This is a genomic window from Pseudomonas sp. FP2294, assembly GCF_030687625.1.
Classification (GTDB): Bacteria; Pseudomonadota; Gammaproteobacteria; order Pseudomonadales; family Pseudomonadaceae; genus Aquipseudomonas; species Aquipseudomonas shahriarae.
The window spans coordinates 5,048,754-5,075,418 of record NZ_CP117441.1 but is presented as its reverse complement, the minus strand read 5'-3'; the positions used below and the strand labels follow the sequence as shown (position 1 = coordinate 5,075,418).

Here is a 26,665-nt window from a genome sequence, read left to right as displayed (position 1 = left end):
TGAGTGTCGATTAGTGTTCGTCGTCTGCATAGGGGTCAGGATGACCCAACTCTGCAAGCAACGTTCGTTCCAGTGCTTCCATTTCTTCGGCTTCTTCATCATCTATATGGTCGTAACCCAACAGATGCAAGCAGCCGTGCATGACCAAGTGGGCCCAGTGGGCCTCCAGGGCCTTGCCTTGTTCCTTTGCTTCGCGCTCCACCACCGCGACGCAGATCACCAGGTCACCCAGCAGCGGGATATCCAGCAGTTCATCCGGCACATCGGCGGGGAACGACAGTACATTGGTCGCGTAGTCTTTCTGGCGCCAGGTGTGATTCAGCTCGCGGCCTTCAGGTTCGTCCACCAGACGGATGGTCAGTTCCGAGTCGGCGCTGCGCTGGCGCAGGGCCAGTGTGCACCATTGGCGGAACTGTTCTTCGCTGGGGGCTGGCGCTTCAGTGGCCAGTTGCAGATCAAGCTCAAGCATCGCGGCGGTTGTCCTTCGACAGCCCGTCGTCGCGGTGTTCGAAGCGCTCGTAGGCCTCGACAATGCGCTGTACCAGCGGGTGACGCACCACATCCTTGGGCATGAAGTGGGTAAAGCTGATCCCCGGCACGTCCTTGAGCACCTCGATCACCTGGCCCAGGCCCGACTTGGTGCCCTTGGGCAGGTCGACCTGGGTGATATCACCGGTGATCACAGCGGTGGAGCCGAAACCGATACGGGTCAGAAACATCTTCATCTGCTCGACCGTGGTGTTCTGGCTTTCGTCGAGGATGATGAAGCTGTTGTTCAACGTGCGACCGCGCATATAGGCCAGCGGGGCGATCTCGATCACCTGGCGCTCGATCAGCTTGGCCACATACTCGAAGCCGAGCATTTCATACAGCGCGTCGTACAGCGGGCGCAGGTACGGGTCGATCTTCTGGGCCAGGTCGCCGGGCAGAAAGCCCAGTTTCTCGCCAGCTTCCACCGCCGGGCGCACCAACAAGATGCGTCGCACCTGTTCGCGCTCCAGGGCGTCTACCGCACAGGCTACGGCCAGGTAGGTCTTGCCGGTACCGGCCGGGCCGATGCCGAAGTTGATGTCGTTGCCGAGGATTTCTTTGACATAGCGCTGCTGATTCAAGCCGCGCGGGCGAATCATGCCTTTTTTGGTACGCAGTGCCACGCTGGCTTCGGCCACCGGGTTGTTGGCCAGGTCTTCCACGGCGGATTCCTGCAGGTACAGATGTACGGTTTCCGGCGACAGCTCGCTACCCTTGGTTTCGCGGTAGAGGCGACGCAGCAGGTTTTCTGCAGACGTGGTGTTTTGGGGGTCGCCAATCAGCTCGAATTGATTTCCGCGGTTGCGGATCTCGATGCTCAGGCGTTGTTCGATCAGGCGCAGGTGCTCGTCGAACTGTCCGCACAGATTGGCGAAGCGACGAGCCTCAAACGGCTCGAGGAGGAAACGATGGGGTTCTGCTATGGGTGCGTTCAAGGTTGCTTTTAGCCGCCCTTTGGCTGTTTAGGTGAAATAGAGGATAACGCCAGCCGCCGGTGTGCGAAAGCACTTAAGTTATCGGAATGCTGCGCGGTTCCCATGTGGGAGCGGGCTTGCTCGCGAACGCGGTGTGTCAGTCAATGCATCTGTCACTGATCCACTGCCATCGCGAGCAAGCCCGCTCCCACATTTTGATCTCCACCAGTCAGGAGTATTGATGGGTTACTGGATCAGTGAGCCGCGCAGCGAGTGCGGTTGCGCCGCGTCGATGTGCACGTCGGCGAACTGGCCGATCAGCGTCGGGTTGTCGCAACGGAAATTGACGATCCGGTTGTTCTCGGTACGTCCCTGCAACTCGCCCGGGTCTTTCTTCGAGTAATCGGTGACCAGGATGCGCTGGGTCGAGCCGACCATTTGTCGGCTGATCTCGAAACCTTGCTGGTTGAGGCGATGCTGCAAGGCGTTGAGGCGCTCCTTTTTCAGCTCCTCCGGGGTCTCGTCGACCAGGTCGGCAGCCGGAGTGCCGGGGCGCTGGCTGTAGACGAAGGAGTAGGAGAAGTCGAAACCGACGTCTTCAATCAGCTTCATGGTCTGCTGGAAGTCCTTCTCGGTCTCGCCAGGGAAACCAACGATAAAGTCCGAACTGATGCAGATGCCCGGCACGGCGGCGCGCAGTTTGCGCAGCTTGGACTTGTACTCCAGGGCCGTGTGGTTGCGCTTCATCGCCGAGAGGATGCGGTCCGAGCCCGATTGCACCGGCAAATGCAGGTGCTTGACCAGCTCCGGCACTTCGGCGTGGGCCTGGATCAGGCTGTCGGAGAACTCCAGCGGGTGCGAGGTGGTGTAGCGAATCCGCTCGATACCGTCTACCGCCGCGACCACGCGAATCAGCTCGGCCAGGTCCGCCAGGCGCCCATCGTGGGTCTGGCCGCGATAGCCGTTGACGTTCTGCCCCAGCAGGGTCACTTCACGCACGCCGTTTTCGGCCAGGTGGATGATTTCCGCCAGCACATCGTCGAACGGTCGGCTGACTTCTTCGCCCCGGGTATAAGGCACCACGCAGAAGGTGCAGTACTTGCTGCAACCTTCCATCACCGACACATAGGCGCTCGGGCCGTCGATGCGTGGCTCGGGCAAGTGGTCGAACTTTTCGATTTCCGGGAACGAGACGTCCACCTGCGGCAACTTGGTGATACGCGCAGCGTCGATCATTTCCGGCAGGCGGTGCAGGGTCTGCGGGCCGAAGACCACGTCGACATAGGGTGCGCGGTCGCGAATGGCCGCGCCTTCCTGGCTGGCCACGCAACCACCGACGGCGATCACCATGTCCGGGTTGGCCAGTTTCAGTTCACGCCAGCGGCCCAGCTGCGAGTAGACCCGATCCTGGGCCCGTTCGCGGATCGAGCAGGTATTGAGCAGGATCACGTCGGCATCTTCGGCGCGAGCCGTGACTTCCAGGGCCTGATGTTCACCCAGCAGATCGACCATGCGCGAGCTGTCGTACTCGTTCATCTGGCAACCGTGGGTTTCGATGTAAAGCTTCTTGGCCATGGGAATCGTCAACTGGTGGTAAAGAACCGCGCATTATAGGGGGCATGCCCATTGGTTCCTAGCACTGTGCATCGGGTGCCATGCTATAGTTCGCGCCCTCATTTATATCCGCCGATGTGCTGCCCGCCCCCCATGACCAAACGTGAAGCTCCAATCTACAAGGTGATTTTCCTTAACCAGGGCCAGGTGTTCGAAATGTACGCCAAACAGATCTATCAAAGTGATCTGTGGGGCTTCCTGGAAGTGGAAGAGTTCGTCTTTGGCGAGCGCACGCAGCTGGTCGTCGATCCGGGCGAGGAAAAGCTCAAGGCCCAGTTCGAAGGCGTGGTGCGCAGTTTTGTGCCGATGCATTCGATTGTGCGCATCGACGAAGTCGAGCGCCTGGGCACGCCCAAGATCAGCGAGGCGCGGGGTGTGAGCAATGTCATGCCGTTTCCGATGCCGATGCCGGAAAAGTAGAACGCTGGGCTCCAGACCCTGATTTGTAGGATTGTTCTGATAGTTATCTGTCACGTATTGACTGAGTGATAGAAAAATATCAGTTTGTGCTCATGCGCAGAGGACGCCATGAACACACCTATAAAAACACGCCTCCAACAGCAGCTGTCATCCAGATCGCCTTCCTATCGCGCGCTGGCGGCTTATATTTTGTCGAACTTGAGGGATCTGCCCTTCGAGAACTCGGCGATGGTGGCGCAGAAGCTTGCCATCAGTGAGTCCACCGTTGGCCGCTTCTGTCGCGCCGTGGGCTACAAGCATTTCAAAGACCTCAAGAACGAACTCAAGGATGACTTGGGCGATAGCCCCTGGTTGATCGGCGACCGGCTGCGCGCTTTCCAGCAGGAGGGTTCTGATAGCCAGCGTTCGTTGGCCCGCAGCCTGGAGTTGGAAATCGCGGCCCTGGTGCGGGTTTATGAATACACCCGTACCGTTCCCTGGCAGGCAGTGACCAGCAGGCTTGCGCAAACACCGCAGATTTTTGTCGCCGGTTTCGGGACTGAGCGCGGTACCGCCTGTTCCATGGCTCATATGCTGCAGTATCTGCGCCGTGGCGTGCATCTGCTGGATGGCGCCTCCGGTCATTTCGGCGAGGTATTGCTCGCTTCCCCGGCCGGTTCGATGCTGATTGTCTATGAAGCGCGACGTTATTCGCGCCAATCACTGCTGTTATGTCGCGAGGCTCGCAGCCGCAATATTCCCGTCACGCTGATTACCGATAACTTTTGCGAGTGGGCCGAGCAAAATGCCGACGAGGTATTCCGGGTGTCCACGGAGCTTGAGCTGCTATGGGACTCGACGTCGACCATGTTGTCCCTGACCCATTTGTTGATTAACGATATGTCGAAAAAGCTCGGTCCAGAGATGGAAGAGTATTTGCGTTCAATCGCACAGTTGCATCAAACATTTGTAGGTTATGTACAAAGTTGAACCTGCGTTGCAATTCGACTGTTAACGCACGACTGATTTTTATATAGCTCTTTGAGCCTTTATCAACGGACTTATTCGTTCGGGAGTAGCCCTGTGCGCGATCCTCGGTATGACATTCTTTTTGAATCAGTTCAAATAGGACCGGTTCGCACCCGTAACCGCTTTTATCAAGTGCCTCATTGCAACGGTATGGGGCATGTGCACCCCTCCGCCATGGCGAGTATGCGTGGCATCAAGGCCCAGGGAGGATGGGGCGTAGTTTGTACGGAGGAGTGCGAGATCAGCCCATACAGCGAGTTTTCTCCTTATATAGAAGCACGGTTGTGGGACGAGCGAGATATACCGGCGCTGGCGCGCATGTGTGAGGCGGTCCACCAGCACGGTTCACTGGCAGGCGTTGAACTGGCGTTCAATGGCTACTCCGCGCCGAATCGCTACAGCCGCGAAGTGCCGTGGGCCCCCTCTGACACTCCAGTGCGAGGGTATGACCCGGTCCAGGCGCGGGCCATGAGTCTTGCGGATATCAGGCAACTGCGTCAGATGCATCGGGCGGCCGCCTTGCGGGCGCGCTCGGCGGGTTTCGATATCGTCTATGTGTACGCCGGCCACGATCTGGGCTTGCCGTTTCATTTTCTGACACCGCGCAACAACCGTCGTACCGATGAGTACGGAGGGGTGTTGGAGAATCGCGTGCGCTTGTTGCGCGAGTTGATTGAAGACACTCGGGACGCGGTGGGCGACCGGTGTGCGGTCGCTGTGCGGTTGGCGGTGGATGAGCAGATCGCCGCTGGCCTGTCCCACGAAGGGGAGGGGGCCGAAATCTTCACCATGCTGGCTGACTTGCCAGACCTGTGGGATATCAATGTGGCCGACTGGTCGAACGACAGCATGACCTCGCGTTTTGCCAGCGAAGGTTATCAAGAGACCTTTTTATCCGGGCTGAAGGCGTTGACCAGCAAACCGCTGGTGGGTGTGGGGCGTTTTACCTCGCCGGATACCATGGTTTCCCTGGTCAGACGTGGCGTGCTGGACCTGATCGGTGCTGCCCGCCCGTCGATTGCCGACCCGTTCCTGCCCAAGAAGATTGAAGAAGGGCGGATGGATGAGATCCGCGAATGCATTGGCTGCAATGTCTGCGTCAGTGGCGACCACACCAGTACGCCCTTGCGATGCACGCAGAACCCGACCATGGGCGAAGAATGGCGGCGGGGCTGGCACCCCGAGTCGGTGAGCCCTGCACGCAGCTCAAGCCGCGCCCTGGTGGTCGGTGCAGGGCCCGCCGGGCTTGAATGTGCGCGTGTGCTGGGCGCGCGCGGCATGGAGGTCGCCTTGGTGGAGAGCTCGCGGACCCTGGGCGGGCGTGTGGCGCTTGAGTCAAAATTGCCCGGGTTGTCGAGTTGGTCGCGGGTGATCGACTATCGGCTGGATGCCCTGAGCCGCATGGACAGGGTGCAGATCTATCGGCAAAGCCCCCTGGAGGCTCAAGACGTACTGGACTTCGCCGCCGCGCACGTTTTTATTGCGACCGGCGCTCGCTGGCGTCGTGATGGCCTGGGCAGGGCGCTGCGTCAGGCCTTGCCCGGACTGGAAAGCCTGCCGATCCTGACCCCGGATGATGTGATGGGCGGTGCGCTTGCCCCTTCGCCAGTGCTGTTGTTCGACGACGATCATTACTACATGGGCAGCGTGCTGGCCGAGCGGTTGGTGGCCCAGGGCGTGGAGGTTGTCTTCGTCACCCCGGCAGCGGATGTTGCGGCCTGGACCCATAACACCCTTGAACAACATCGCATCCAGCGTCGCCTGCTGGAACTGGATGTCACCATCATCGCTTCCCACTCGCTGATGACGGTGACGTCTGATGGTGTGATTGCCAGCTGTGTCTATACCGGTCGGCCTCGTGTGATTGCTGTGGCCTCGCTGTTACTGGTGACGTCCCGCGAGCCCGAGCAGGCTTTGTTCCGGGCGCTCGACCGGCCTGACGAAGAGTTGCGAGAAGCCGGTATCCAGACTCTGCTCCCGATAGGTGACTGCCTGGCGCCGGGGACCATAGCGGCGGCGGTGTATGGCGGTCATCGCCAGGCGCGAGAATTTGACGCCCCTGCCGGCTCATTATTCATGCGTCGAGAAATTACATGTCTGGAGGTTATGTAGCGTTCTGTTGTTCTACAAATAACGAGGAATAAAACAATGAAAAAAATAGTCCTGATGTTATCGCTGTCTATTATTTTTTTATTCAATGGTTCGGTACTTGCCAAAAACTACGAAGTTATTCGCTTTGGCGTTGACCCCAACTACGCGCCCTTTGCCTATAAAGACAACACCGGTCAACTGGTCGGTTTTGAAGTTGATATCGGCAACGCTATCTGTGCACACCTGGATGTCCGTTGCCAGTGGGTCGAGATTGACTACGACGCTATGATCCCAAGCCTCAAGGCCGGGAAGATCGACGCCATACTGGCCTCGATGAGCATTACTGCCGCACGTCTGAAGGTGATTGATTTCACTTCCGAAGTGTTCTCCAGCCCGACTGCCATGGTGTACAGGCAAGGTACCCGCCTGGAGGCGCCCAGCGGTCAATCTGTCGGCTATTTGCAAGGCTCCATCCAGGAGGTCTATGCCAAGCAAGTGCTGGCCAAGGCGGGCATGAAGGTGGTGGCCTATCCCGACCAGGAGCAAGTCTATGCCGATCTGATAACGGGGCGTTTGCAGGCTTCGCTACAAGACGCACAGCAAGCCCGCAGCGGATTTTTACGCTCGCCCCGTGGTGCCGGTTTTGTCCTTGGTCCTGTGATTGAAAGCGAATTGATGCCAGCAAAAAGTGCCATCGGTCTCGCCAAGGGCAACGCCGCCTTGAAAGGCATGCTGGACCAGGGGTTGGCGGCGCTGCACACGGATGGCACCTATGCCCGCCTGCAAGACCAGTACTTCGACGGCATGGACATGTTCAGCGGCAATTGACCGCTCTTTATCAAGTAAGGAGCGGGCACTTATGTTTGAACCATTATTGCCGGTCGCCGCGCACTTCATTACGAGCCTGCTGGGCTATGGCCCCCTGTTGCTGCAAGGCATCTGGCTCACACTCAAGCTGGCGTTGTTATCCCTGCTGCTGGGGCTGGTCTTTGGCTTGATCGGGGCGTGCGCGAAACTGTCCAGAGTGTGGGGCTGGCGCTTCTCGGCCCAGCTTTACACCACGCTTATCCGAGGGGTGCCGGATTTACTGCTGATGCTGCTGATTTTCTATGGTCTACAAACCGGGCTGAGTCGCCTGACAAACGCCTTGGAATGGGCCTACATAGAAATCGACCCGTTTAGCGCGGGGGTTATTACCCTGGGGTTTGTCTATGGGGCTTACTTTACCGAGACGTTCCGTGGGGCCTTGCTGGCGGTACCCGGTGGGCAAGCGAATGCTGCCAAGGCATTGGGCCTGACTCCCTGGCAGGGCTTTGTGTATGTGGTGTTCCCGCAGATGATGCGGTTCGCTTTGCCAGGCCTTGGGAATAACTGGATGGTCTTGCTCAAGGCCACGGCGCTGGTATCGATCATTGGCTTGGCCGATCTGGTGAAGGTGGCGCAAATGGCGGGCAAGGGCAGTCAGCAGCTCTTGGGTTTTCTGCTGTTTGCGGCGCTGATCTATCTCTTGCTGAGCAGTGTGTCCAACGCGCTGTTGCGTTGGCTTGAGCGCCGTTACAGCAGCGAGAGCCGGCTATGATCGAGCTGATCCAGGAGTACTGGCGACCCTTTCTCTACTCCGACGGCGAACAGCTCACTGGGCTGGCGATGACCTTGTGGTTGACCAGCCTGTCGCTATGCCTGGGATTCATCGCGGCGCTGCCCTTGTCCATTGCCCGGGTTGCATGCCGGCGGCGGCTGCGCTGGCCGGTGCAATGCTTCACGTACCTGTTTCGTGGTTCGCCGCTCTATATCCAGTTATTGATCTGTTACACCGGCATTTACAGTATTGCTGCAGTACGCGAACAGCCATTGCTGGATGCTTTTTTTCGCGACGCGCTCAATTGCACCGTACTGGCCTTTGCCCTCAATACCTGTGCCTACACCACCGAAATATTCGCCGGGGCCATTCGCGCCATGCCCCGTGGCGAAGTCGAGGCCGCTCGAGCCCTGGGGTTTGGCGGCTGGAAGCTCTACGTTTACCTGGTCATGCCCGCCGTGGTGCGTCGTTCATTGCCCTACTACAGCAATGAAGTGATTTTCATGCTGCATTCTACGACGCTGGCCTTTACGGCCACGGTTGCGGACCTTCTGAAAGTGGCGCGGGATGCGAGTTCCACGACGTTCCTTACGTTTGAGTCCTTTGCCATTGCCGCGCTCCTTTACCTGTTGACCACGTTTGCCCTGGTGGGGCTGTTCCGCCTGGCGGAGCGGCGCTGGTTGAGCTTTTTGGGACCCGGCCGATAGGAGGTCGATATGCAAATAGAACGACATGAACTGTTGGCGGCGGTGCCGGGCATGTCCCGGCAGATTTACAGCTTTCATTACGGACCGCCGGCGTCCTGCGGAAAAATCTATATCCAATCTTCCCTGCACGCCGATGAGTTGCCGGGCATGTTGGTGCTCTGGCATCTCAAGCAACGGCTGGCCGCCCTTGAGGCATCGGGCGCGCTGCGTCGACACATTGTGTTGGTACCCGTCGCCAACCCGTTGGGTTTGGAGCAGGTGTTGATGGACGTGCCCCAGGGGCGCTTCGATAACGAAAGCCGGGAGAACTTCAATCGGTTTTTCCTCGACCTCAGTCAGCAGGTGGGCGATGAAGTGGGCGCGAAACTGACCGATGACCCTGTCCGCAACCTGCATCTGATCCGCGCAAGCCTGAAAGCCGTCCTGGCCCGTCAGGTCCCCACGACGCAACTGCAATCCCTGCGCCTGACCTTGCAAACCCTCGCCTGTGACGCGGATATGGTGCTGGACCTGCATTGCGACTTCGAAGCGGTGCAGCACCTGTACCTGGCGCCGGACTTCTGGCCACAAGTCGAGCCTCTGGCGCGCTACCTGGGTGCCGAAGCCTGTTTCATGGCGCACGAGGCGGGGGGGCAATCGTTCGACGAGTGTTTCACACTGTTCTGGAGGCAGATGCAGGCGCGCTTTGCCGGACGTATTCAGCCGCCGGGCTTCGCGGTAACCGTGGAGTTGCGCGGTGTGGCCGATGTGGATCACGGGCTGGCGCGCCGGGACAGCCAGGCGCTGATTGATTACCTGACCTATATAGGAGCCATTGAGGGCTTGGTACCGCAACTGCCCCCTCTGCTTAACCCACCCACACCGCTGGCGGGGGTGGAGCCGATAGTGAGTCTGGCGCCTGGGCTGATCGTGTTTTGCGCCAGGGTTGGCGACGCCCTACAGGAGGGGCAGCGGGTCGCCGAGATCATTGATCCGATCACCGACCGCTCGACACCGGTGGTCTGTGCTCATGGGGGGATGTTGTATGTGCGCTCGTTACGGCGGATGGCGACGGCGGGTATGACGATTGCCCATGTCGCGGGTGTCAGGGCCTATCGACAGGGCGACCTGTTATCGCCTTGACAGGTCAGGGCAGCGGCGAAAAGGGCGAACGCCCATCCGCACTCTGCAATTCCTGCAGGTAATTGCGGAAAATCTGCCCCAGCACCTGGGTCGCCACTTCCAGCTCATCGCGCTGCATGTGCTCGGCCACTTCGTCTGCGGTGTCGAGGGCATCTTCGGCGCCGTTGACCGCCGCCATCTTCAGCACGATATACGCCTGCACGTTGTTGGCCGGCACGCCTTCGCCATGGAAGAACATGCTGCCCAGCTTGAATTGCGCCTGGGCATGACCCTGCAGCGAGGCTTTTTCGAAGAAGCTCAAGGCTTTGTTCAGGTCGCGGGCAGGGTTTTTGTCGTCGTAGAAGAATTCGCCCAACTCGTATTGCGCCTGCGCATCCCCGCCATCGGCCAGGGTTTGGCAGGCGCTCAGCGCCTCGGCCTGGCTGTCGGACTGAGTATTGAGGGTGCAACGACCCATCGCTGGGATCAACAACGAGTTGCCGCCCGCTTGTGCATGTGCAAGCAGCGGTTGAAGGAGCAACAGGCAGCCCAGAACCAGGGTGCGGCCGGTGCGTTTCATGGGAATCGACTTACCTCTGACGGGGCGCGTGGAGCCACGTGGGGATCCAATAAGCGCGCATTATGAAATAAGCAGGCCTCTGCTTACAAAGTCTTTACTCGTTTTTCTGCTGCGTGGGCAAGTTATCTGCCGGATTGCAGGTGTTTTCTCGAAAAAACGAGGAAATTTCTGTAAGCAAGGTAACAAATCTGACGCCGCCAGGGGCGACGTCAGGTTATGGCTGTCTTACTTCAGTGCGGCGAAGGCGCGCTCGGCAGCATCCAGGGTCAGTTTCAGCTCGGCGTCGCCATGGGCGATGGAGGTGAAGCCGGCTTCAAAGGCACTTGGTGCCAGGTACACGCCACCTTCGAGCATCAGGTGGAAGAAACGCTTGAACAGGTTGGCATCGCTGCCCATCACATCGTCAAAGGTCACGATGTCGTCGGCACCGCTGAAATACAGGCCGAACATGCCACCGGCCTGGGTCGTGACGAACGGGATACCCGCTGCATCGGCGCGTTGTTGCAGGCCGTCCAGCAAACGCGTGGTGTAGTCGCTCAGCTCGGCATGGAAGCCAGGGCGGCTGATCAGGCGCAGGGTGGTCAGGCCGGCGGCCATGGCCAGCGGGTTACCGGACAGGGTGCCGGCCTGGTAGACCGGGCCCAGCGGCGCGATGTGCTGCATGATCTCGCGCTTGCCGCCGAAGCAGCCTACCGGCATGCCGCCGCCGATGATTTTGCCGAAGGTGCTCAGGTCCGGCGTTACGCCGTAGTGAGCCTGGGCGCCGCCGAGGGCAACGCGAAAGCCGGTCATCACTTCGTCGAAGATCAATACCACACCGTGTTTATCGCACTGCTCACGCAAGCCTTCGAGGAACCCCGGGGCCGGCGGTACACAGTTCATGTTGCCCGCCACCGGCTCGACGATGATGCACGCCACCTCCTGACCGACTTCGCTGAGCATTTGCTCGACGGCGCCGATGTCGTTGAACGGCAAGGTCAGGGTGTGCTTGGCAAACGCAGCTGGCACACCAGCCGAACTCGGAACGCCCTGGGTCAGCAGGCCGGAGCCGGCCTTGACCAGCAGGCTGTCGGAGTGGCCGTGGTAGCAGCCTTCGAACTTGATGATGCTGTCACGGCCGGTGAACCCACGGGCCAGGCGAATCGCGCTCATGGTCGCTTCGGTGCCGGAGCTGACCATGCGCACCATCTCCATCGACGGCACGATCGAGCACACCAGGTCGGCCATTTCGGTTTCCATGGCGGTGGGCGCGCCGTAGGAGAGGCCGTGCTCCAACTGCTTGCGCACTGCGTCCAGCACGTCGGGGTGGCTGTGGCCGAGGATCATCGGGCCCCAGGAACCCACGTAGTCCACATAGCGCTTGTCATCTTCGTCGGTGACGTAGGCGCCTTCGGCGTGCTTGAAGAACAACGGCGTGCCGCCGACGCTCTTGAACGCACGCACGGGGGAGTTCACACCGCCGGGGATGTGTTTCTGGGCATTGGCAAACAACGTTTCGGAACGAGACATAGGCAGGCTCTCTGAATTCAGGATTTGAGGAGTTCGTTGAAGGCGCGGGCGCGGCGCGTCACGTCCTGGGGGCTGTCGGCACCGAACAGGCCGTGGACCACTGCCAGCAGGTCGGCACCGTGCTCCACCAGGGGCGCGGCGTTTTCCAGGGTGATGCCGCCGATCACGCAGATCGGCACCTGCAGGCGCGCGCGGGCCTGGGCCAGCATTTCAACGGTGGCTGCGGGTGCACCGGGTTTGGTCGTGGAGTTGAAGAAGCGGCCAAAGGCAACATAGCTGGCACCTTCGCGCGCAGCCTGTTCGGCCAGTTCGATCTGACTGTGGCAGGTGGAGCCGATAATGGCATTGCGCCCGAGTAACGCCCGGGCCGGTGTCAGCGGGCCGTCGGTCTGCCCCAGGTGAACGCCGACGCCCAGGCGCGCGGCCAGTTCGGCATCGTCATTGATGATCAGATGGGTCTTGTAGCGCGAGCACAGTTCACGCAGAGCCTCGGCTTCGCGCAGGCGACGGGCCTCGTCGCTGCTCTTGTCGCGGTATTGCAGCAAGGTCACGCCGCCTTCCAGCGCGGCCTCGACGTAGGACAGGAACTTACCGGCCAATAGTTGGCTGTCGGTAATGGCGTACAGGCCACGTAGTTTCATCGAGCAGGCCCCTTGATATTACGAACAGAAATCCAATGGCAGGCGACGCGGCACAAATTGCCCCTGGCCCAGTTGTTCGGCGTCCCGCAGGGTGCGCCAGGTGTAATTGAGTGCCGACTCCACGGCGCTGGCCAGGCTTTGACCCTGGGCCAGGCGGCCGGCCAGGGCGCTGGCCAGAGTGCAACCGGAGCCGTGATAGCTGCCGGGCAGGCGCTGGCAGGTAAACGTGTGGCGTGTGCCGTCGCGGCTGTAGAGGCGATTGTGCACCTCATGCTCGTCGCCATGGCCGCCGGTGATCAACAGGTGCTTGATAAACGGCAGCAGTTTCTCGGCGCATTCATCCGCCGTGCCGTTGGGCAGTTCGGCGAGGATGCGCGCCTCAGGCAGGTTGGGCGTGGCAATCAGCGACAAGGGCAACAGCCGCTCGCGCATCGCATAGCCGACCTCGTCCTTGCCCAGGCTACCGCCGCCGCCGGCGCGTAGCACCGGGTCGCAGACCACCGGCAGGTGCGGGTGCTGCTGGAGCAGTTCGACCACGGTATCGACCATCACCGTGGACCCGAGCATGCCCAGCTTGACCGCCGCGACTTCGGAGTCACCGAGCACGGCGTTGGCCTGGGCCAATACCCACTCGCGGTCGAGCACGCGGAAATCGCTGACATTCACGGTGTTCTGCACGGTCAGCGCGGTCACGGCCGGGGCCGCATGACAGCCCTGGGCGAGCAGGGCTTCGATATCTGCCTGCAAGCCGGCGCCACCACTGGGATCATGGCCGGAGAGACAGAGGACAACGGGGCGAGAGCTGTAGATATTCATGGTGCGCGAGCTTACCACCAAACGCTTTTTGCGTGGCTGTCGGGCAGTGCTGGTATTTGACGCCGAAACACACTGGTAAATGGCTATAGGCCATCATCCATTTCTAGCAATTAGTGCGCTGAAAGGCCCGGTCTAGAGCCTTTCAAAAAATTATTTCAATGGTGTCTTTTGGCCTTTACCGGCTATGCTAGAGTGGATCCAAACAACTTAAATGTATCGCCGGTGTACGTCATCTCAAAAGGAATGGGGGGCTTTTGACATAACCGGACAGGCCACGCTGGGGCTCTATGCGCTATTTGCTGATGTTTCTCTTGTGCGGGCTGCCGATGCTGGCCGGCGCCGTCGAGTTCAATGAAACCACCCGAAGTCTTCCCCTGGGCCGGGTCATGCAAGTACTCGAAGATCCAAGCGGCAATCTCACCATCGCCGAGGCCCGTTCAGCGGCACTCGCCAGTCGCTACACCCCGCACGATAAAGACACCCTGAATGCCGGCTACTCGCGCTCCGCGTTCTGGCTCAAGGTCGACCTGCATTACCTGCCCAAGGATCCCGACGCCCTGCGCACCTGGCTGCTGGAGCTGGCCTATCCGCCCCTTGATCATCTTGAGTTGTACCTGCCCGAGGGTGACGGCGACTATCGCCTGGCCGGGCGCACCGGGGATGCATTGCCCTTTGCCAGCCGTGAGATTCGCCAGAACAATTACCTGTTCACCGTCGACTTCAGTGCGGGCGAGCAGAAAACCCTCTATCTGCGCCTGCAAAGCGAGGGTTCGATCCAGGCGCCGCTGACCCTGTGGTCGAGCACCGCCTACCTGGAAGATCAGCCGCTGCGCCTGTATGTGCTGGGCCTGATCTACGGTGTGCTGCTGGGCATGCTGGTGTACAACCTGTTTATCTACCTCAGCGTGCGCGATACCAGTTACCTCTATTACATCCTCTATATCGCCTCGTTCGGCATGTACCAGCTCTCGGTGAATGGCGCGGCCGTGGAGTATTTCTGGCCCGACAACCCCTGGTGGGCGAATGCGGCGACGCCGTTCCTGATCGGCGCCTCCGCGTTGTTCGGCAGCCTGTTTGCCCGCAGCTTCCTGCACACTGCCCTCTACAGCCGCTGGCTGGACCGGGTGCTGCTGGTGCTGGTGGGGACGGGGGCGGTGGTGATGGTGTTGTCGCTGATGACCAGCTACGCCCTGGCCCTGCGCCTGGCGACCGCGCTGGCCCTGGTTTTCACCGTGACCATCTTTGTCGCCGGGATCAAGGCCTGGTGCTGTGGCCAGCGTGTGGCGCGGTATTTCATCATCGCCTGGTCGGCGTTCCTGATCGGCGGGGTGATCAACACGCTGATGGTGCTGGGCTACCTGCCCAATGTGTTTCTCACCATGTACTCCAGTCAGATTGGCTCGGCCATTGAAGTCGCCTTGTTGTCCCTGGCGCTGGCCGACCGGATCAACGCGATGCGCGAACAGCAGGCGCAAATCCTGTTTGATGCCAGTCAGAAACTGGAAGTGCTCAACCAGCAACTGGCCCACAGCAACCAGTTGAAAGACGAATTCCTCGCGACCCTGACCCATGAACTGCGCACCCCGATGAACGGGGTGATTGGGTCGTTGGAACTGATGCAGACCGAGCCTCTGGCCGGCGACCTGGCGCAGTACCAGCAAACCGCCGCCGGCTCTGCGCGGGACATGATGCGCATGGTCAATGGCATCCTCACCCTCACCGAGTTGCAAGCCGGTCGCCTCACTGTGCAACCGCAGGTATTCAGCCTGCGCGGGGTACTCGATACCTTGCGTCAGCAGTTCCTGGGCAATGCCCAGAGCAAGGGGTTGGCGTTCTCCATCGACGTGGCGAGTGAGTTGCCGGATCGCCTGGACGGCGATGCAGGCAAATTGATGCAGTGCCTGGAATGCCTGCTGGATAACGCCTTCAAGTTCACCCACGACGGTGCGGTGCGCGTGCGCGTAGTGGGCCTGCCCCAGGCGGATGGCCATTTGCATCTGACGTTTATCGTTAGCGACTCCGGGATTGGCTTTGCGCAACTGGATGAGGCGACCCTGTATCAGCGCTTCTTCCAGGTGGACGGCTCGACCACTCGCGAATATGGCGGCCTGGGCATTGGCCTGGCGATCTGCCGGCAGTTGATCGAGTTGCTCGGCGGGCGCCTGACCCATCATTCCGAACCGCGTAAGGGCAGCCGATTCCAGCTGGAGGTGGCCGTTATCGCGGTGCCGCCGGAGCCGGCCCGGGCCGTGGACCTGCACCGCGCACCACAAGACTGCACGGTATTGCTGGTGGAGGACAATTGCGTCACCCAGTTGGTCTTGCGTGGCATGTTGCTCAAGCTCGGTTACCGGGTGAAAGTCGCGGACAGTGGCCCCACGGCCCTGGCGATGCTGCAGGAGGGGGCGTTTGATGCGGTGTTGCTGGATGTGCCCGAAGATGGCTTCTCCCTGTGCTGCCAGATCCGGGCCTTGCCAGGGTGCGGCGAGCTGCCGGTGATCGCCCTGAGCGACGCCCTGCAAGGCAGCGCCCGCCAGCATTGTCACGGCGTCGGCCCGACCGAGCAGTTGCTCAAGCCGGTGCGTTTCGAGCTGTTGCAAGCCGTGTTGCAGCGCCGCCTGCTGTGCCCGTTAGAGGGTGAAAGCGCCGGCAGTTAGGCGCTTATGCCACTTTTTTAAGCGCAGTGACGATGCTTAACTGAATTCAAGGCCTCAATCAACGCGGCCTTTTATCAGGAGGCCCGTCATGAATCTGCACCAGTTCGCCGAAACCCACGACGTTACCAACCAGCCACCGTCACTCGATGGCGCCAATTTGTATCGCCTCGACCTGCCCTTGCAGGAGTGGTCGCGGCGCTTTGGGGCAGGCTGGGCCGAGGCCCGCATCGACGCCTACGGCGCCTTGGCGGGTGGGCCACTGATGGCGGCGGGGTTCCTGGCGAATCAGAACAAGCCGGTGTTCAACAGCCATGATCGCTATGGTCACCGCATTGATCTGGTGGAGTTTCATCCGGCCTATCACGAACTGATGCGCACCGCCGTCGAGCATGGCCTGCCTTCGCTGCCCTGGGCCCATCCCCAGGCGGGTGCCCATGTCGCCCGCGCGGCCATGACCTACCTGCATAGCCAGGCCGAAGCTGGCACGGGGTGCCCGCTGACCATGACCTTCGCCTGCGTGCCGGCCCTGCGCCTGCAGCCGGATCTGGCTGACACCTGGCTGCCGAAAATCCTCAACACTGAATACGACCCGCGCAATGTCGGCATCGCCCATAAAGCCGGCGCAACCATCGGCATGGCCATGACCGAGAAACAGGGCGGCACCGATGTCCGGGCCAATACCACCCGCGCCTACCCCGTGGGCGCCGGCGGCCCAGGCCAACCCTATGAGCTGGTGGGCCATAAGTGGTTCTGTTCGGCGCCGATGTGCGACGCCTTCCTGACCCTGGCCCAGACTGACAAGGGTTTGACCTGTTTCCTACTGCCCCGGCAGCGCCCGGACGATACGCGTAACCAGTTCTATATCCAGCGCCTGAAAAACAAGCTCGGCAACTGCTCCAACGCTTCCAGCGAAGTCGAATTCCGTGGCGCCCTGGCGTGGATGGTCGGCGAAGAAGGCCGTGGCGTACCGACCATTATCGAGATGGTGGCCATGACCCGTTTCGACTGCATGGTTGGCTCCAGTTCCTTGATGCGTCAGGCGCTGACCCAGGCCAGCCATCATTGCGCCCATCGTTTGGTCGGTGGCCGCGTGCTCAGTGAACAGCCGTTGATGCAGAACGTGCTGGCGGACCTGGCCCTGGAAAGTGAAGCGGCCCTGGCCTTGAGCCTGCGCATGGGCCGGGCGCTGGACCATCTGGCCGATGAGCAGGAAGCCAAGTTCGCGCGGCTGGTGACGGCGGTGGGCAAGTATTGGATCTGCAAGCGTGCGCCGGCGATGATCAACGAAGCCGCCGAATGCATGGGCGGCGCCGGCTATGTCGAGGACAGCATCCTGCCGCGCCTGTACCGTGAGGCGCCGGTCAATTCGACGTGGGAAGGTTCCGGCAACGTGCAATGCCTGGACGTGCTGCGGGCCTTGTCGAAAGAGCCCGGTGTGCTGGAGACATTGTTTGTCGAACTGGGCGATGGGCATGGCGAAAAACGCCTAGCCCGACATATCGAGCAATTGAAGTCGGCGTTTATGGACACCCAGGATATCCAGTACCGGGCGCGGCAGTTGACCGAGGATATTGCCGTGGCCCTGCAGGCCAAATTGCTGCTGGAGGCGGGCAATGCCAGTGTCAGCGATGGGTTTATAGCCAGCCGCTTGGGCGAGTCGTCGGGACGGGTATATGGCACCTTGCCACGAGGTGTGGATGTACAGGCCATCGTCGCCCGCTCAACTCCGTCTCTCTGAATAAAACCGGTAAAAAATCTGGGAGCTGGCTTGCCTGCGATGGCAGCGGGTCAGCCACCTCTATATTGGCTGACCCGCTGCCATCGCAGGCAAGCCAGCTCCTACAGCGGTTGCATTGATCTTCAGTGGGCATTCCAATTCAGAGTTTGCGTCTGGCAGCGATGCAGGCAAGATGACCTCCTGCATGTAAGAAAACAGGAAGCCTACCGTGACCGAAGCTTTTGTTGTCGTTCAAACCGCCGAAGAGGCCGTGGACCGGCTGGCGGCTCTGCATGAGCGTGCTACCGGCGCGCTCAACCAGGCCCTCAAGCAATACCTCAAGGATCGCGTCGAGCCCGACGCCGCACAGCGTGCTCTGTTTCGCTATCCGGAACTGCGCCTGACCTACCACTGCCACGGCGAAGTCCCACAGACCACCCGCGCGTATGCCAAGGTGCAGTTGCCGGGCACTTACAGCGTCACCGTCACCCATCCGTCAGCGTTTCGCAAATACCTGCTGGAACAACTGGTGCCGCTGATGCACGACTTCACCGTGACGGTGGAAGTGGGCGTCAGCCAGCAGAACATCCCTTATCCGTACGTGGTCGAGCAGGGCGATGAACTGGCCGGCTCCGGTGTAACGGCCGCGACCCTGGCACGGGTGTTCCCCAGCACCGACCTGTCTGCCGCCACCGATGGCATCGCCGATGGCCTGTATGACTGGGAAAACACCGACCCACTGCCCCTGGCACTGTTCGATGCGGCCCGCGTGGACTTTTCCCTGCGTCGCCTGGTGCACTACACCGGCAGCGACTGGCGCCATGTGCAGCCATGGATTCTGCTGACCAACTACCACCGCTATGTCGACCAGTTCATCGTCCATGGCTTGGAACAGTTGCGCAGCGACCCACGCTTTATCCGCATGGTGTTGCCGGGCAATGTGATCATCGAAAAAGGCATGGACCATGGTGAAGCGTCTGCCATCGCCGCAGGCGTGGTCTGGCACCGTTATCAGATGCCGGCCTACCACTTGCAGGCCAGTGACGGCCACGGCGTGACCCTGGTCAACATCGGTGTCGGCCCGTCCAACGCCAAGAACATCACCGACCACCTGGCGGTGTTGCGTCCCCATTGCTGGCTGATGATTGGCCACTGTGGTGGCCTGCGCCAATCCCAGACCATCGGTGACTATGTGCTGGCCCACGCTTATATGCGGCGCGACGGCATTCTCGACCGCGTGGTGCCGCCGAACATTCCGATCCCGGCCCTGGCCGAAGTGCAGATGGCATTGCAACAAGCGGCGGCTAACGTCACGGGCGAGAAGGGCGAGCAACTGAAAAAGCGCCTGCGCACCGGTACCGTGTTGACCTACGACGATCGCAACTGGGAACTGCGCTGGGCCCAGGAGCGGCCGCTGATCAACCTGTCCCGCGCCGTGGCCGTGGATATGGAGAGCGGCACCATCGCCGCGCAAGGCTACCGTTTGCGGGTGCCTTACGGCACATTGCTGTGCGTGTCGGATAAGCCGTTGCACAGTGAAATCAAGTTGCCAGGTTCGGCCAACGCGTTCTATGAACGGGCTGTGAGCCAGCACTTGAAGATCGGTATCGAGGCAGTGGACTTGTTGCGCACCGAGCTCAACTCGTTGCACTCGCGCAAGCTGCGCAGCTTTGACGAGCCGCCGTTCCGCTAAATAGCGGGGTGGTTATTTAACGGTCAGGCCACTAGCATGGTCGGTCCTGACCGTTAGATGTTCCATTGCCATGTCCCGTCCTGCCCGCCCTGACTCGCGCCGCCCTGGCGTGAAACCTCCCCATGCCGCTGCTCGCCGTGTCGCCAAGGCGCCGCCGGCCGAGCCGAAGCTGATCCTGTTCAATAAACCTTTTGATGTGCTGACCCAGTTCAGTGACGAAGGCGGTCGCGCCACGCTCAAGGATTTTATTGATATCCCGGGCATCTACCCGGCTGGGCGCCTGGACCGGGACAGTGAAGGCCTGTTGCTGCTGACCAACGATGGCCAGTTACAGGCGCGGATTGCCGACCCCAAGCACAAACTGGCGAAAACCTATTGGGTGCAGGTGGAGGGCGAGCCCACCGAGGAGCATCTGCAACGTCTGCGCGCCGGTGTGGAGTTGAACGATGGCATGACCTTGCCGGCTGAAGCCCGGCGACTGGACGAGCCGGTACTCTGGCCGCGCAACCCGCCGGTACGTTTTCGTAAAAACATCCCGACCTATTGGCTGGAGCTGGTGATTCGCGAGGGGCGCAACCGTCAAGTACGGCGCATGACCGCCGCCGTGGGCTTGCCGACCTTGCGTCTGGTGCGGGTGAAAATCGGCGACTGGTCGATTGAAGGCCTGGGCCAAGGCCAGTACCGCGAAGTGCCGGCGCGCTTATAAAGCCCCGGACTCAATCAGGCCGATCACCACGCTCTTGATGATAAACGCGGCCACGCCCAGGCCCAGCACGAAGAACAGAATCAGCGAGCCAAAGCGCCCGGCCTTGGATTTCTTCGCCAGGTCCCAGACGATAAAGCCCATGAAAATGATCAGGATGGTGACCAGGCCGGTCATCATCCACTCTTCAAACAGCACGGGGTCAATCGAATTCATTGGGCAGTTTCCGACAAAGGCAGGCGCGGAGTATAAGGCAAGGGGGCAGGTTCAAAGTTGACCTGCGTCGGTGCGTCGCACCCTGATGTCATTGCCTGAACATGGGCAAAAAGTGGCAGCTGGCTTGCCTGCGATAGCGGTGTGCCTGCAAGACCGCTATCGCGGGCAAGCCCGCTCCCACATGGGATGGGTGGGGCGTCTTAGGTCCGCAGGTGAGTCAACGGTAACTCCGTGCTGTTGAGCACCTGGTTCAGCACAAAGCTGGAGCGCACGCTGGTCACGCCCTCAATCCGGGTCAGGTGCCCCAGCAGCAGTTTTTGATAGTGGTCCATATCCGGCACCACCACCTTCAGCTGATAGTCGGCATCCATCCCGGTGACCAGGCTGCATTCCAACACTTGCGGCAAGGTGCGGATCGCCGCTTCAAAGTTCTCGAAACGTTCGGGCGTGTGTCGGTCCATGCCGATCAACACGTAGGCCGTGAGGCTCAGGCCCAGCATCTTGCGGTCGAGCAGGGCGACCTGGCGTGAGATGTAGCCGTCGTCCTCCAATTGCTTGACCCGGCGTGAGCAGGGTGACGGTGACAGGCCGATCCGCTCGGCCAGCTCCTGGTTGGAGATCCTCGCGTCGCGCTGTAATTCCGCCAAAATACTCAGGTCGTATCGGTCAAGTTTGCTCATGGGGCTGGCCTTTGTCGTAACTATTGCTGCGAATTATCTATCCAGGGTTAAAAATTGCGCAAGCACTGTTTATTGACGCAATCTTCGCAATCATCTGTCGGGCCCTCACGCCTATGATTACCAACAGAATCACTGCCCGGACATAGAGTCCACAGCAGCCCGCCCAATCAGGCCGGCTGCGGCCCGCCAACCCCACCGGGTTGTGCCGGCCCCCGGGCTGCACACTGTCCACAAGACGGCGTGAGGTGAGCCAACGTCATAAGCGTTGAGCCAGGACGAAGTTCTCAAGGGGCGACCGACGGGTCGCCCCTTTTCTTTTGCCGGCGAAAATTGTGCTGGTGACTGATAACCTGTCGCAGAACCGGGCCCGGCTTTTCCAGTCTCATGCACAGGCCCTAATCCGCAGTGAGGAATAGCATGAAGCGCATCTGGCGTTTGGCAGGTGTAGGTGTGTTGATGGTCACCTTGGGCACGCAGGTGATGGCCGACGAACGAGACAACGCACCCCGCCAGGGGCAAGGCCCGCAGGGCGGTGGTGGACCGCATGAGCGGGGGCCGGAACACAGCCAGCCGCGCCCGCAAAACCAACCGGTAGAGCGCGCCGGCCAGAACGGCCAGTGGCAGGCTCGCCCTCAAGGTAATGAAGCGCCGCGCCCGGCACCGCAGGCGGGGAGCAATCTGCCGATCCAGGGCCGGCCCGATTCCGTGGGCCAGACCCAGGAGCCGCGCCAGGGCAACTACCGTGACATTCCCCGGCGCAATGATGGCAACCCGCATTGGCAAACCGGTGGCCCTGGCTCGCGGCCTGGCTACAACGGCCACCCCAATGATAACCGCTGGCCAGGCCGCCCCGACGGCCATGGCAACGGCTGGGGCCCCGGCCCGCAGTATCGGCCCGGCTACACGGTGGACCGCTTCCCCGACCGCAATTACCGTGTGCCCTATCGCGGCCAGGATTACTTTTTCTCGGGCGGCTATTGGTACCGGCCCCAGGGCCCGCGCTACGTCGTAGTCACGCCACCCTATGGGATCCGCGTGCATTACCTGCCGGACTATGCGCGGGAAGTGTGGGTCGGCAGTGCGCTGTTTTTCCTCGCCGCTGGCGCCTATTACAGCTACGAGACCAGCACCCAGCAGTACGTGGTGGTGCAACCGCCGGTGGCCATGCCGCCGCAGCCGACGCCCCAGGGCAACGGGTATGACGTGGTGGCCTATCCCGCCAATGGCCAATCTCCCGCCCAGGTGCAGCAGGACGGTTACGATTGCTATCGCTGGGCGGTGCAGCAAAGCGGCTTCGACCCCCAGACCGTCACCTACGCGCCTGCGCCGGCGGTGGTGCAAACCTACCGCCAGGCCCAGGGCAACTGCCTGAGCAGTCGCGGGTACCAGGTGACCTACTAGGCCTTGCTGCCCGTGACCACTTCCTGCGGGTCGGCGTGCACCAGCACCTCGGCCCGTGGGTAGGCCTGATGGATGGCATCGGCGGCCTGGTCGCTGATGCCATGGGCTACCGACAAGCTCAACTCCCCCGGCAACTCCAGATGCAACTGCACAAACCAGTGGTTGCCGGAAATCCGCGTGCGCAAATCATGGGCACCCAGTACGCCGGGCACGCTACAGGCCAGTTCCAGCATGTGCTGGCTGACGTCTGCCGGCAGTTCTTCGTCCATCAGCACGGCAAAGCTTTCCCGGGCGATCTGGATCGCGCTCCACAAGATGTACAGGGCGATCGCCAGGCCAAACCAGGCATCGACCTGATGCCAGCCGAAGGCCGCCAGCACCAGCGCCAATAGAATGCTGCCATTGAGCAGCAAGTCGGAACGGTAGTGCAGCGAGTCGGCGCGCACCGCGTTCGAGCCGGTTTCGCGGATCACCCGGTGTTGCACGGCCAGCAGCGCCACGGTCAGCACCAGCGACATCACAATCACTGCAATACTCAGCCAGGGCGCGCCCACGGGTTCCGGGTGCTGCAGGCGTTGGTACGCCTGGAAGGCGATCAATACCGCGCTGCCGGCGATAAACAGCGCCTGGGCCATGCCCGCCAGGGATTCCGCCTTGCCATGTCCGTAGCGGTGATCATCATCCGCCGGGCGCAGCGCGTAGTGCACCGCCAGCAGGTTGAGCAGTGACGTCACGCCGTCGAGCAGCGAATCGGTCAGCCCGGCCAACATGCTCACCGAACCACTGAACCACCAGGCGATGGCTTTGCCGATAATCAGAATACTGGCCACGCCGACCGAGGCGCGGGTGGCCAGGCGCAATAGCCGGGCGTGTTCGGTGCTGGTGTTCATGGGGCAATCAGGTCCTTACGCAGCAGGTTGCAGGCCGAGGGACGCGAGTTGTTGCACGCTGCCCTTGAACTGGATCAGGCGCGGGTCGTCCAGCGGCAGGTTGCGGCCGGTTTCGTGCTCGATGATGGTTTGCAGCTTGGTGTTATCCACCTTGCCGTCGGCGCCGATGGCTTCTTGCAGTTTTTCGGGGGCCACTTGTGCGGTTTTGCCGGGCTCGAAGTAAATTGCGCCGGTGGCGAAGTCCACGCCAAAGGCGATCAGGCCGGGGATCACATAAAACAGCAGGCCGACCGCGTCGAGCACGGCAATTGCCGGGTCGATCTTGCCGTCGATCTGGCCACGGCGATCAGGATAGAAAATCGAACCGCAGGCCGTCAGCTGGCTCAACAGGGTGACGGCCAGAACACCGCCGATGACACGGGAAGCAATACGCATGAGACTCTCCTGAACACTTGTAGGGTGTGACTATAAAGCAGATCTACCAGGTGCCACCCCTCTAATGTGGGAGCCCTTCCAAAGGGACATGGCCGCGCCTGAGAGAGCACCGATATCCAGCCGTTCGCCGTTATACTCGCCGCTCTGCTTTGGAGCCAGTATGAATTCGTTGCCAATCGATGATGTTTTACCCGCCTTGCGTGAAGCCTTGGCGACGCGCCATGAAGCCGTGCTCGAAGCACCGCCCGGCGCCGGTAAGACCACGCGGGTGCCGTTGGCGCTGTTGCACGAAACCTGGCTGGCCGGGCAAACCATCCTGATGCTTGAGCCCCGCCGGCTCGCCGCCCGCGCCGCAGCCGAACGCCTGGCCAGTGAGCTGGGGGAAAAGGTCGGGGAAACCGTCGGCTACCGGATCCGCCTGGACAGCAAGGTCGGCCCCAACACCCGTATTGAAGTGGTCACCGAAGGCATCCTCACCCGGCGCCTGCAGGATGACCCGGCACTGGATGGCGTGGGTCTGCTGATCTTCGACGAATTCCACGAGCGTAGCCTCGACGCCGACCTGGCGCTGGCCCTGAGCCTCAATGGCCGCGAGCTGTTTCGCGATGAACAACCGCTGAAAATCCTGCTGATGTCCGCCACCCTTGAAGGTGAACGCCTGTCGGGGCTGCTCGACGACGCGCCGATCCTGCGCAGTGAAGGGCGCATGTACCCGGTGCAGATGCGCTGGGGGCGGCCGTTCCAGCCTGGGGAATTTATCGAGCCGCGGTTGGTGCAGACCATTCTTGAAGCCCTGCACGACGAAACCGGCAGCGTGCTGGTGTTCCTGCCGGGGCAGGCGGAGATTCGCCGGGTCCATCAACAGTTGGCGGATGCCCTCGGTGAGCGCGGCGATGTGCTGCTGTGCCCGCTGCATGGCGAGCTTGACCTGGCAGCGCAGCGAGCGGCCATCGACCCGGCGCCGGCGGGCAAGCGCAAGGTGGTACTGGCCACTAACATTGCCGAGACCAGCCTGACCATCAATGGCGTGCGGGTGGTGATCGACGCCGGGCTGGCGCGGGTTCCGCGTTTCGACCCCGGCAGCGGCATGAGCCGTCTCGACACCCAGCGCATCTCCCGCGCCAGCGCCACCCAGCGTGCCGGCCGGGCCGGGCGGCTGGAGCCGGGCGTGTGCTATCGGTTGTGGTCCGAGGACCAGCATGAAGGGCTGGCGGCCTATGGCAGCGCGGAAATTCTCTCGGCAGACCTGGCCGGCCTGGCCCTGCAACTGGCGCGCTGGGGCGTGACGCCAGCACAATTGGTGTGGCTCGATGTGCCACCCACTGCCGCTTATGCCCAGGCCCAGGACTTGCTCGAACGCCTGGGGGCGCTCAAGGACGCGACCTTGACCCCCCACGGACAGAAAATGGCCAGCCTGCCGGCGCACCCGCGTATCGCCCATTTGTTGTTGCGCGGCCAGGACTTGGGGCTGGCGAACATGGCGTGTGATGTCGCCGCGCTGCTGGGCGAGCGCGACATCTTGCGCGGTGCCGGTGCGGATGTGCACAGTCGCCTGGCCTTGTTGTCCGGCGAGGAACGCGCCCGTGGTACTCAAGGCGGCGTACAGCGGGCCCGGCAATTGGCCCGGCAATATCGCGGCTATCTAAGAGGCAAGGCCGAACAGCCGGTGGCTGATCCCGATCACCCGCGCTGGCTGGGGGCGCTGCTGGCGCTGGCCTACCCGGACCGGGTGGCCCAACAACGCCGTGCGGGCGGTGCCGAATATCGTCTGGCCAATGGGCGCGCCGCGCTGTTTGCCGAAGCTGACAGCCTGATGAAGCAGCCGTGGCTGGTCATCGCCGACCTGGGCAGCCGCCAGGGCCAGCGTGAAGAGCGGATTTACCTGGCTGCAGACTTCGACCCGACGCTGTTCGACTCGGTATTGGCCGAACAGGTGCGCTCTTTCGACCAGCTGGATTGGGACGAGCGCGAAGGCGTGTTGCGTGCCGAACGCCAGCGCAAGGTCGGTGAACTGGTACTCAGCCGCGAGCCGCTGACCGGCCTGGACGAGTCCGCCCGCAGCCAGGCGCTTGTCAACCTGGTGCGGCGCAAAGGCCTGGAACTGCTGCCCTGGACCCCGGAGCTGCGCCAGTGGCAGGCCCGTGTCATGCTGCTGCGCCAACTGGACTCCGGCAAGCCCGGCGAATGGCCCGACGTCAGTGACAGCGCGTTGCTCGCCAGCCTGGAACATTGGCTGATGCCGTACCTGGGCAAGGTCTCGCGCTTGAGCCATTTCGCCAACCTGGATCTTTCCAGCTTCCTGCATAATCTGCTGCCCTGGCCGCTGCCCCAGCGCCTGGATGAACTGGCGCCCCATCATTTGAAGGTGCCTTCGGGCTCATCGGTACGCCTGGACTATAGCGAGCATCCGCCGATTCTCGCGGTGCGCCTGCAGGAACTGTTTGGCCTGGCCGATACCCCGCGCATCGCCGGTGGACGGCAGGTGGTGAAGTTGCACTTGTTATCGCCAGCGCGGCGTCCGGTGCAGGTGACCCAGGATCTGGCGAACTTCTGGCGCAGTACTTACGCCGAGGTGAAGAAGGATCTGAAGGGGCGGTATCCCAAGCATTACTGGCCCGATGACCCGTTGGTGGCAGAAGCGACCGCGCGGATCAAACCGCGCAAGTAATCATGCTTAATATCTGAATGTAGGAGCTGGCTGGCCTGCGATAGCGGTCTGTCCGCCAGAACCTGGCCAGCTGACCCAGCGCTATCGCAGGCAA

24 protein-coding genes are annotated in these 26,665 nt (G+C 61.4%); 13 read left to right on the top strand and 11 right to left on the bottom strand.

What is annotated here, in order from left to right:
- Positions 1–10: 10 nt before the first annotated feature.
- The 3 genes from ybeY to miaB all read right to left on the bottom strand — a co-directional run bounded on the left by ybeY (position 11) and on the right by miaB (position 3,020).
- On the bottom strand, positions 11–469 hold the full coding sequence (gene ybeY, locus PSH73_RS22825; protein WP_057960691.1) for an rRNA maturation RNase YbeY: 459 nt from the start codon (positions 467–469) through the stop codon (positions 11–13).
- On the bottom strand, positions 462–1,466 hold the full coding sequence (locus PSH73_RS22820) for a PhoH family protein (RefSeq protein ID WP_200659146.1): 1,005 nt from the start codon (positions 1,464–1,466) through the stop codon (positions 462–464). The genes ybeY and PSH73_RS22820 overlap by 8 nt, the downstream gene beginning before the upstream one ends.
- A gap of 225 nt (positions 1,467–1,691) precedes the next feature.
- Entirely contained in the window at positions 1,692–3,020 is a 1,329-nt protein-coding gene (gene miaB, locus PSH73_RS22815) for a tRNA (N6-isopentenyl adenosine(37)-C2)-methylthiotransferase MiaB (RefSeq protein ID WP_057439015.1), read from the bottom strand.
- A gap of 132 nt (positions 3,021–3,152) precedes the next feature.
- Between miaB and PSH73_RS22810 the strand changes: the two genes are divergently transcribed.
- The 7 genes from PSH73_RS22810 (at position 3,153) to PSH73_RS22780 (ending at position 9,986) form a co-directional block, all read left to right on the top strand.
- Positions 3,153–3,479, top strand: a complete 327-nt coding sequence (locus PSH73_RS22810; RefSeq protein ID WP_003236992.1) for a DUF1820 family protein — start codon at positions 3,153–3,155, stop codon at positions 3,477–3,479.
- Between the two features lie 108 nt (positions 3,480–3,587).
- Positions 3,588–4,448: a MurR/RpiR family transcriptional regulator gene (locus PSH73_RS22805; protein WP_120734194.1), complete on the top strand. Its 861-nt coding sequence runs from the start codon at positions 3,588–3,590 to the stop codon at positions 4,446–4,448.
- Between the two features lie 93 nt (positions 4,449–4,541).
- Positions 4,542–6,599 (top strand): FAD-dependent oxidoreductase, encoded by a 2,058-nt coding sequence (locus PSH73_RS22800; RefSeq protein ID WP_120734193.1) that lies wholly within the window; start codon positions 4,542–4,544, stop codon positions 6,597–6,599.
- A 36-nt stretch (positions 6,600–6,635) separates the two neighbouring features.
- Positions 6,636–7,406, top strand: a complete 771-nt coding sequence (locus tag PSH73_RS22795; protein ID WP_057960688.1) for a transporter substrate-binding domain-containing protein — start codon at positions 6,636–6,638, stop codon at positions 7,404–7,406.
- A 31-nt stretch (positions 7,407–7,437) separates the two neighbouring features.
- On the top strand, positions 7,438–8,157 hold the full coding sequence (locus tag PSH73_RS22790) for an ABC transporter permease (RefSeq protein ID WP_200659145.1): 720 nt from the start codon (positions 7,438–7,440) through the stop codon (positions 8,155–8,157).
- The gene (locus PSH73_RS22785; RefSeq protein WP_169989726.1) at positions 8,154–8,864 is read left to right on the top strand and encodes an ABC transporter permease; all 711 of its coding nucleotides are present in this window, start codon (positions 8,154–8,156) and stop codon (positions 8,862–8,864) included. The genes PSH73_RS22790 and PSH73_RS22785 overlap by 4 nt, the downstream gene beginning before the upstream one ends.
- Before the next feature lie 9 nt (positions 8,865–8,873).
- The gene (locus PSH73_RS22780; RefSeq protein ID WP_198817854.1) at positions 8,874–9,986 is read left to right on the top strand and encodes a succinylglutamate desuccinylase/aspartoacylase family protein; all 1,113 of its coding nucleotides are present in this window, start codon (positions 8,874–8,876) and stop codon (positions 9,984–9,986) included.
- A 4-nt stretch (positions 9,987–9,990) separates the two neighbouring features.
- Here PSH73_RS22780 and PSH73_RS22775 read toward each other — a convergent pair whose 3' ends face one another.
- The 4 genes from PSH73_RS22775 to PSH73_RS22760 all read right to left on the bottom strand — a co-directional run bounded on the left by PSH73_RS22775 (position 9,991) and on the right by PSH73_RS22760 (position 13,511).
- Complete coding sequence (locus tag PSH73_RS22775; protein ID WP_057439017.1) at positions 9,991–10,545, bottom strand: tetratricopeptide repeat protein; 555 nt, start codon at positions 10,543–10,545, stop codon at positions 9,991–9,993.
- Between the two features lie 225 nt (positions 10,546–10,770).
- Positions 10,771–12,054, bottom strand: a complete 1,284-nt coding sequence (gene hemL, locus PSH73_RS22770) for a glutamate-1-semialdehyde 2,1-aminomutase (RefSeq protein ID WP_120734191.1) — start codon at positions 12,052–12,054, stop codon at positions 10,771–10,773.
- Positions 12,055–12,071: 17 nt separating this feature from the next.
- On the bottom strand, positions 12,072–12,695 hold the full coding sequence (gene thiE / locus PSH73_RS22765; protein WP_057439019.1) for a thiamine phosphate synthase: 624 nt from the start codon (positions 12,693–12,695) through the stop codon (positions 12,072–12,074).
- 18 nt (positions 12,696–12,713) lie between these two features.
- On the bottom strand, positions 12,714–13,511 hold the full coding sequence (locus PSH73_RS22760) for a hydroxymethylpyrimidine/phosphomethylpyrimidine kinase (RefSeq protein WP_120734190.1): 798 nt from the start codon (positions 13,509–13,511) through the stop codon (positions 12,714–12,716).
- Between the two features lie 287 nt (positions 13,512–13,798).
- Here PSH73_RS22760 and PSH73_RS22755 point away from each other — a divergent pair, with 287 nt between their 5' ends.
- The 4 genes from PSH73_RS22755 (at position 13,799) to PSH73_RS22740 (ending at position 20,284) form a co-directional block, all read left to right on the top strand.
- Positions 13,799–16,168: a 7TM diverse intracellular signaling domain-containing protein gene (locus PSH73_RS22755; RefSeq protein ID WP_198799917.1), complete on the top strand. Its 2,370-nt coding sequence runs from the start codon at positions 13,799–13,801 to the stop codon at positions 16,166–16,168.
- An 88-nt stretch (positions 16,169–16,256) separates the two neighbouring features.
- Positions 16,257–17,906 (top strand): acyl-CoA dehydrogenase family protein, encoded by a 1,650-nt coding sequence (locus tag PSH73_RS22750; RefSeq protein ID WP_305461393.1) that lies wholly within the window; start codon positions 16,257–16,259, stop codon positions 17,904–17,906.
- A 208-nt stretch (positions 17,907–18,114) separates the two neighbouring features.
- Positions 18,115–19,578, top strand: a complete 1,464-nt coding sequence (amn, locus tag PSH73_RS22745; protein ID WP_057960680.1) for an AMP nucleosidase — start codon at positions 18,115–18,117, stop codon at positions 19,576–19,578.
- A 70-nt stretch (positions 19,579–19,648) separates the two neighbouring features.
- Positions 19,649–20,284, top strand: coding sequence for a pseudouridine synthase (locus PSH73_RS22740; protein ID WP_057960679.1), 636 nt, complete (start codon positions 19,649–19,651; stop codon positions 20,282–20,284).
- Here PSH73_RS22740 and PSH73_RS22735 read toward each other — a convergent pair.
- The gene (locus tag PSH73_RS22735; RefSeq protein WP_057439039.1) at positions 20,279–20,488 is read right to left on the bottom strand and encodes a DUF2788 domain-containing protein; all 210 of its coding nucleotides are present in this window, start codon (positions 20,486–20,488) and stop codon (positions 20,279–20,281) included. The two genes, PSH73_RS22740 and PSH73_RS22735, sit on opposite strands and share 6 nt — an antisense overlap.
- Before the next feature lie 209 nt (positions 20,489–20,697).
- Complete coding sequence (locus PSH73_RS22730; protein ID WP_003176264.1) at positions 20,698–21,177, bottom strand: Lrp/AsnC family transcriptional regulator; 480 nt, start codon at positions 21,175–21,177, stop codon at positions 20,698–20,700.
- Between the two features lie 417 nt (positions 21,178–21,594).
- On the opposite strand from PSH73_RS22730, the gene PSH73_RS22725 reads away from it, so the two are divergent.
- Positions 21,595–22,578, top strand: coding sequence for a DUF6515 family protein (locus PSH73_RS22725; RefSeq protein WP_057960678.1), 984 nt, complete (start codon positions 21,595–21,597; stop codon positions 22,576–22,578).
- On the opposite strand, the gene PSH73_RS22720 is transcribed toward PSH73_RS22725, so the two are convergent.
- Positions 22,575–23,468: a cation diffusion facilitator family transporter gene (locus PSH73_RS22720; protein ID WP_057439024.1), complete on the bottom strand. Its 894-nt coding sequence runs from the start codon at positions 23,466–23,468 to the stop codon at positions 22,575–22,577. The two genes, PSH73_RS22725 and PSH73_RS22720, sit on opposite strands and share 4 nt — an antisense overlap.
- A gap of 15 nt (positions 23,469–23,483) precedes the next feature.
- Positions 23,484–23,903 carry a hypothetical protein gene (locus tag PSH73_RS22715; protein ID WP_057439025.1) on the bottom strand — a complete coding sequence of 140 codons (420 nt, stop codon included), beginning with the start codon at positions 23,901–23,903 and terminating at the stop codon, positions 23,484–23,486.
- A gap of 160 nt (positions 23,904–24,063) precedes the next feature.
- On the opposite strand from PSH73_RS22715, the gene hrpB reads away from it, so the two are divergent.
- A complete protein-coding gene (gene hrpB / locus PSH73_RS22710; RefSeq protein WP_057960677.1) occupies positions 24,064–26,571 on the top strand; it encodes an ATP-dependent helicase HrpB in 2,508 nt (835 codons plus the stop codon).
- Positions 26,572–26,665 lie beyond the last annotated feature (94 nt).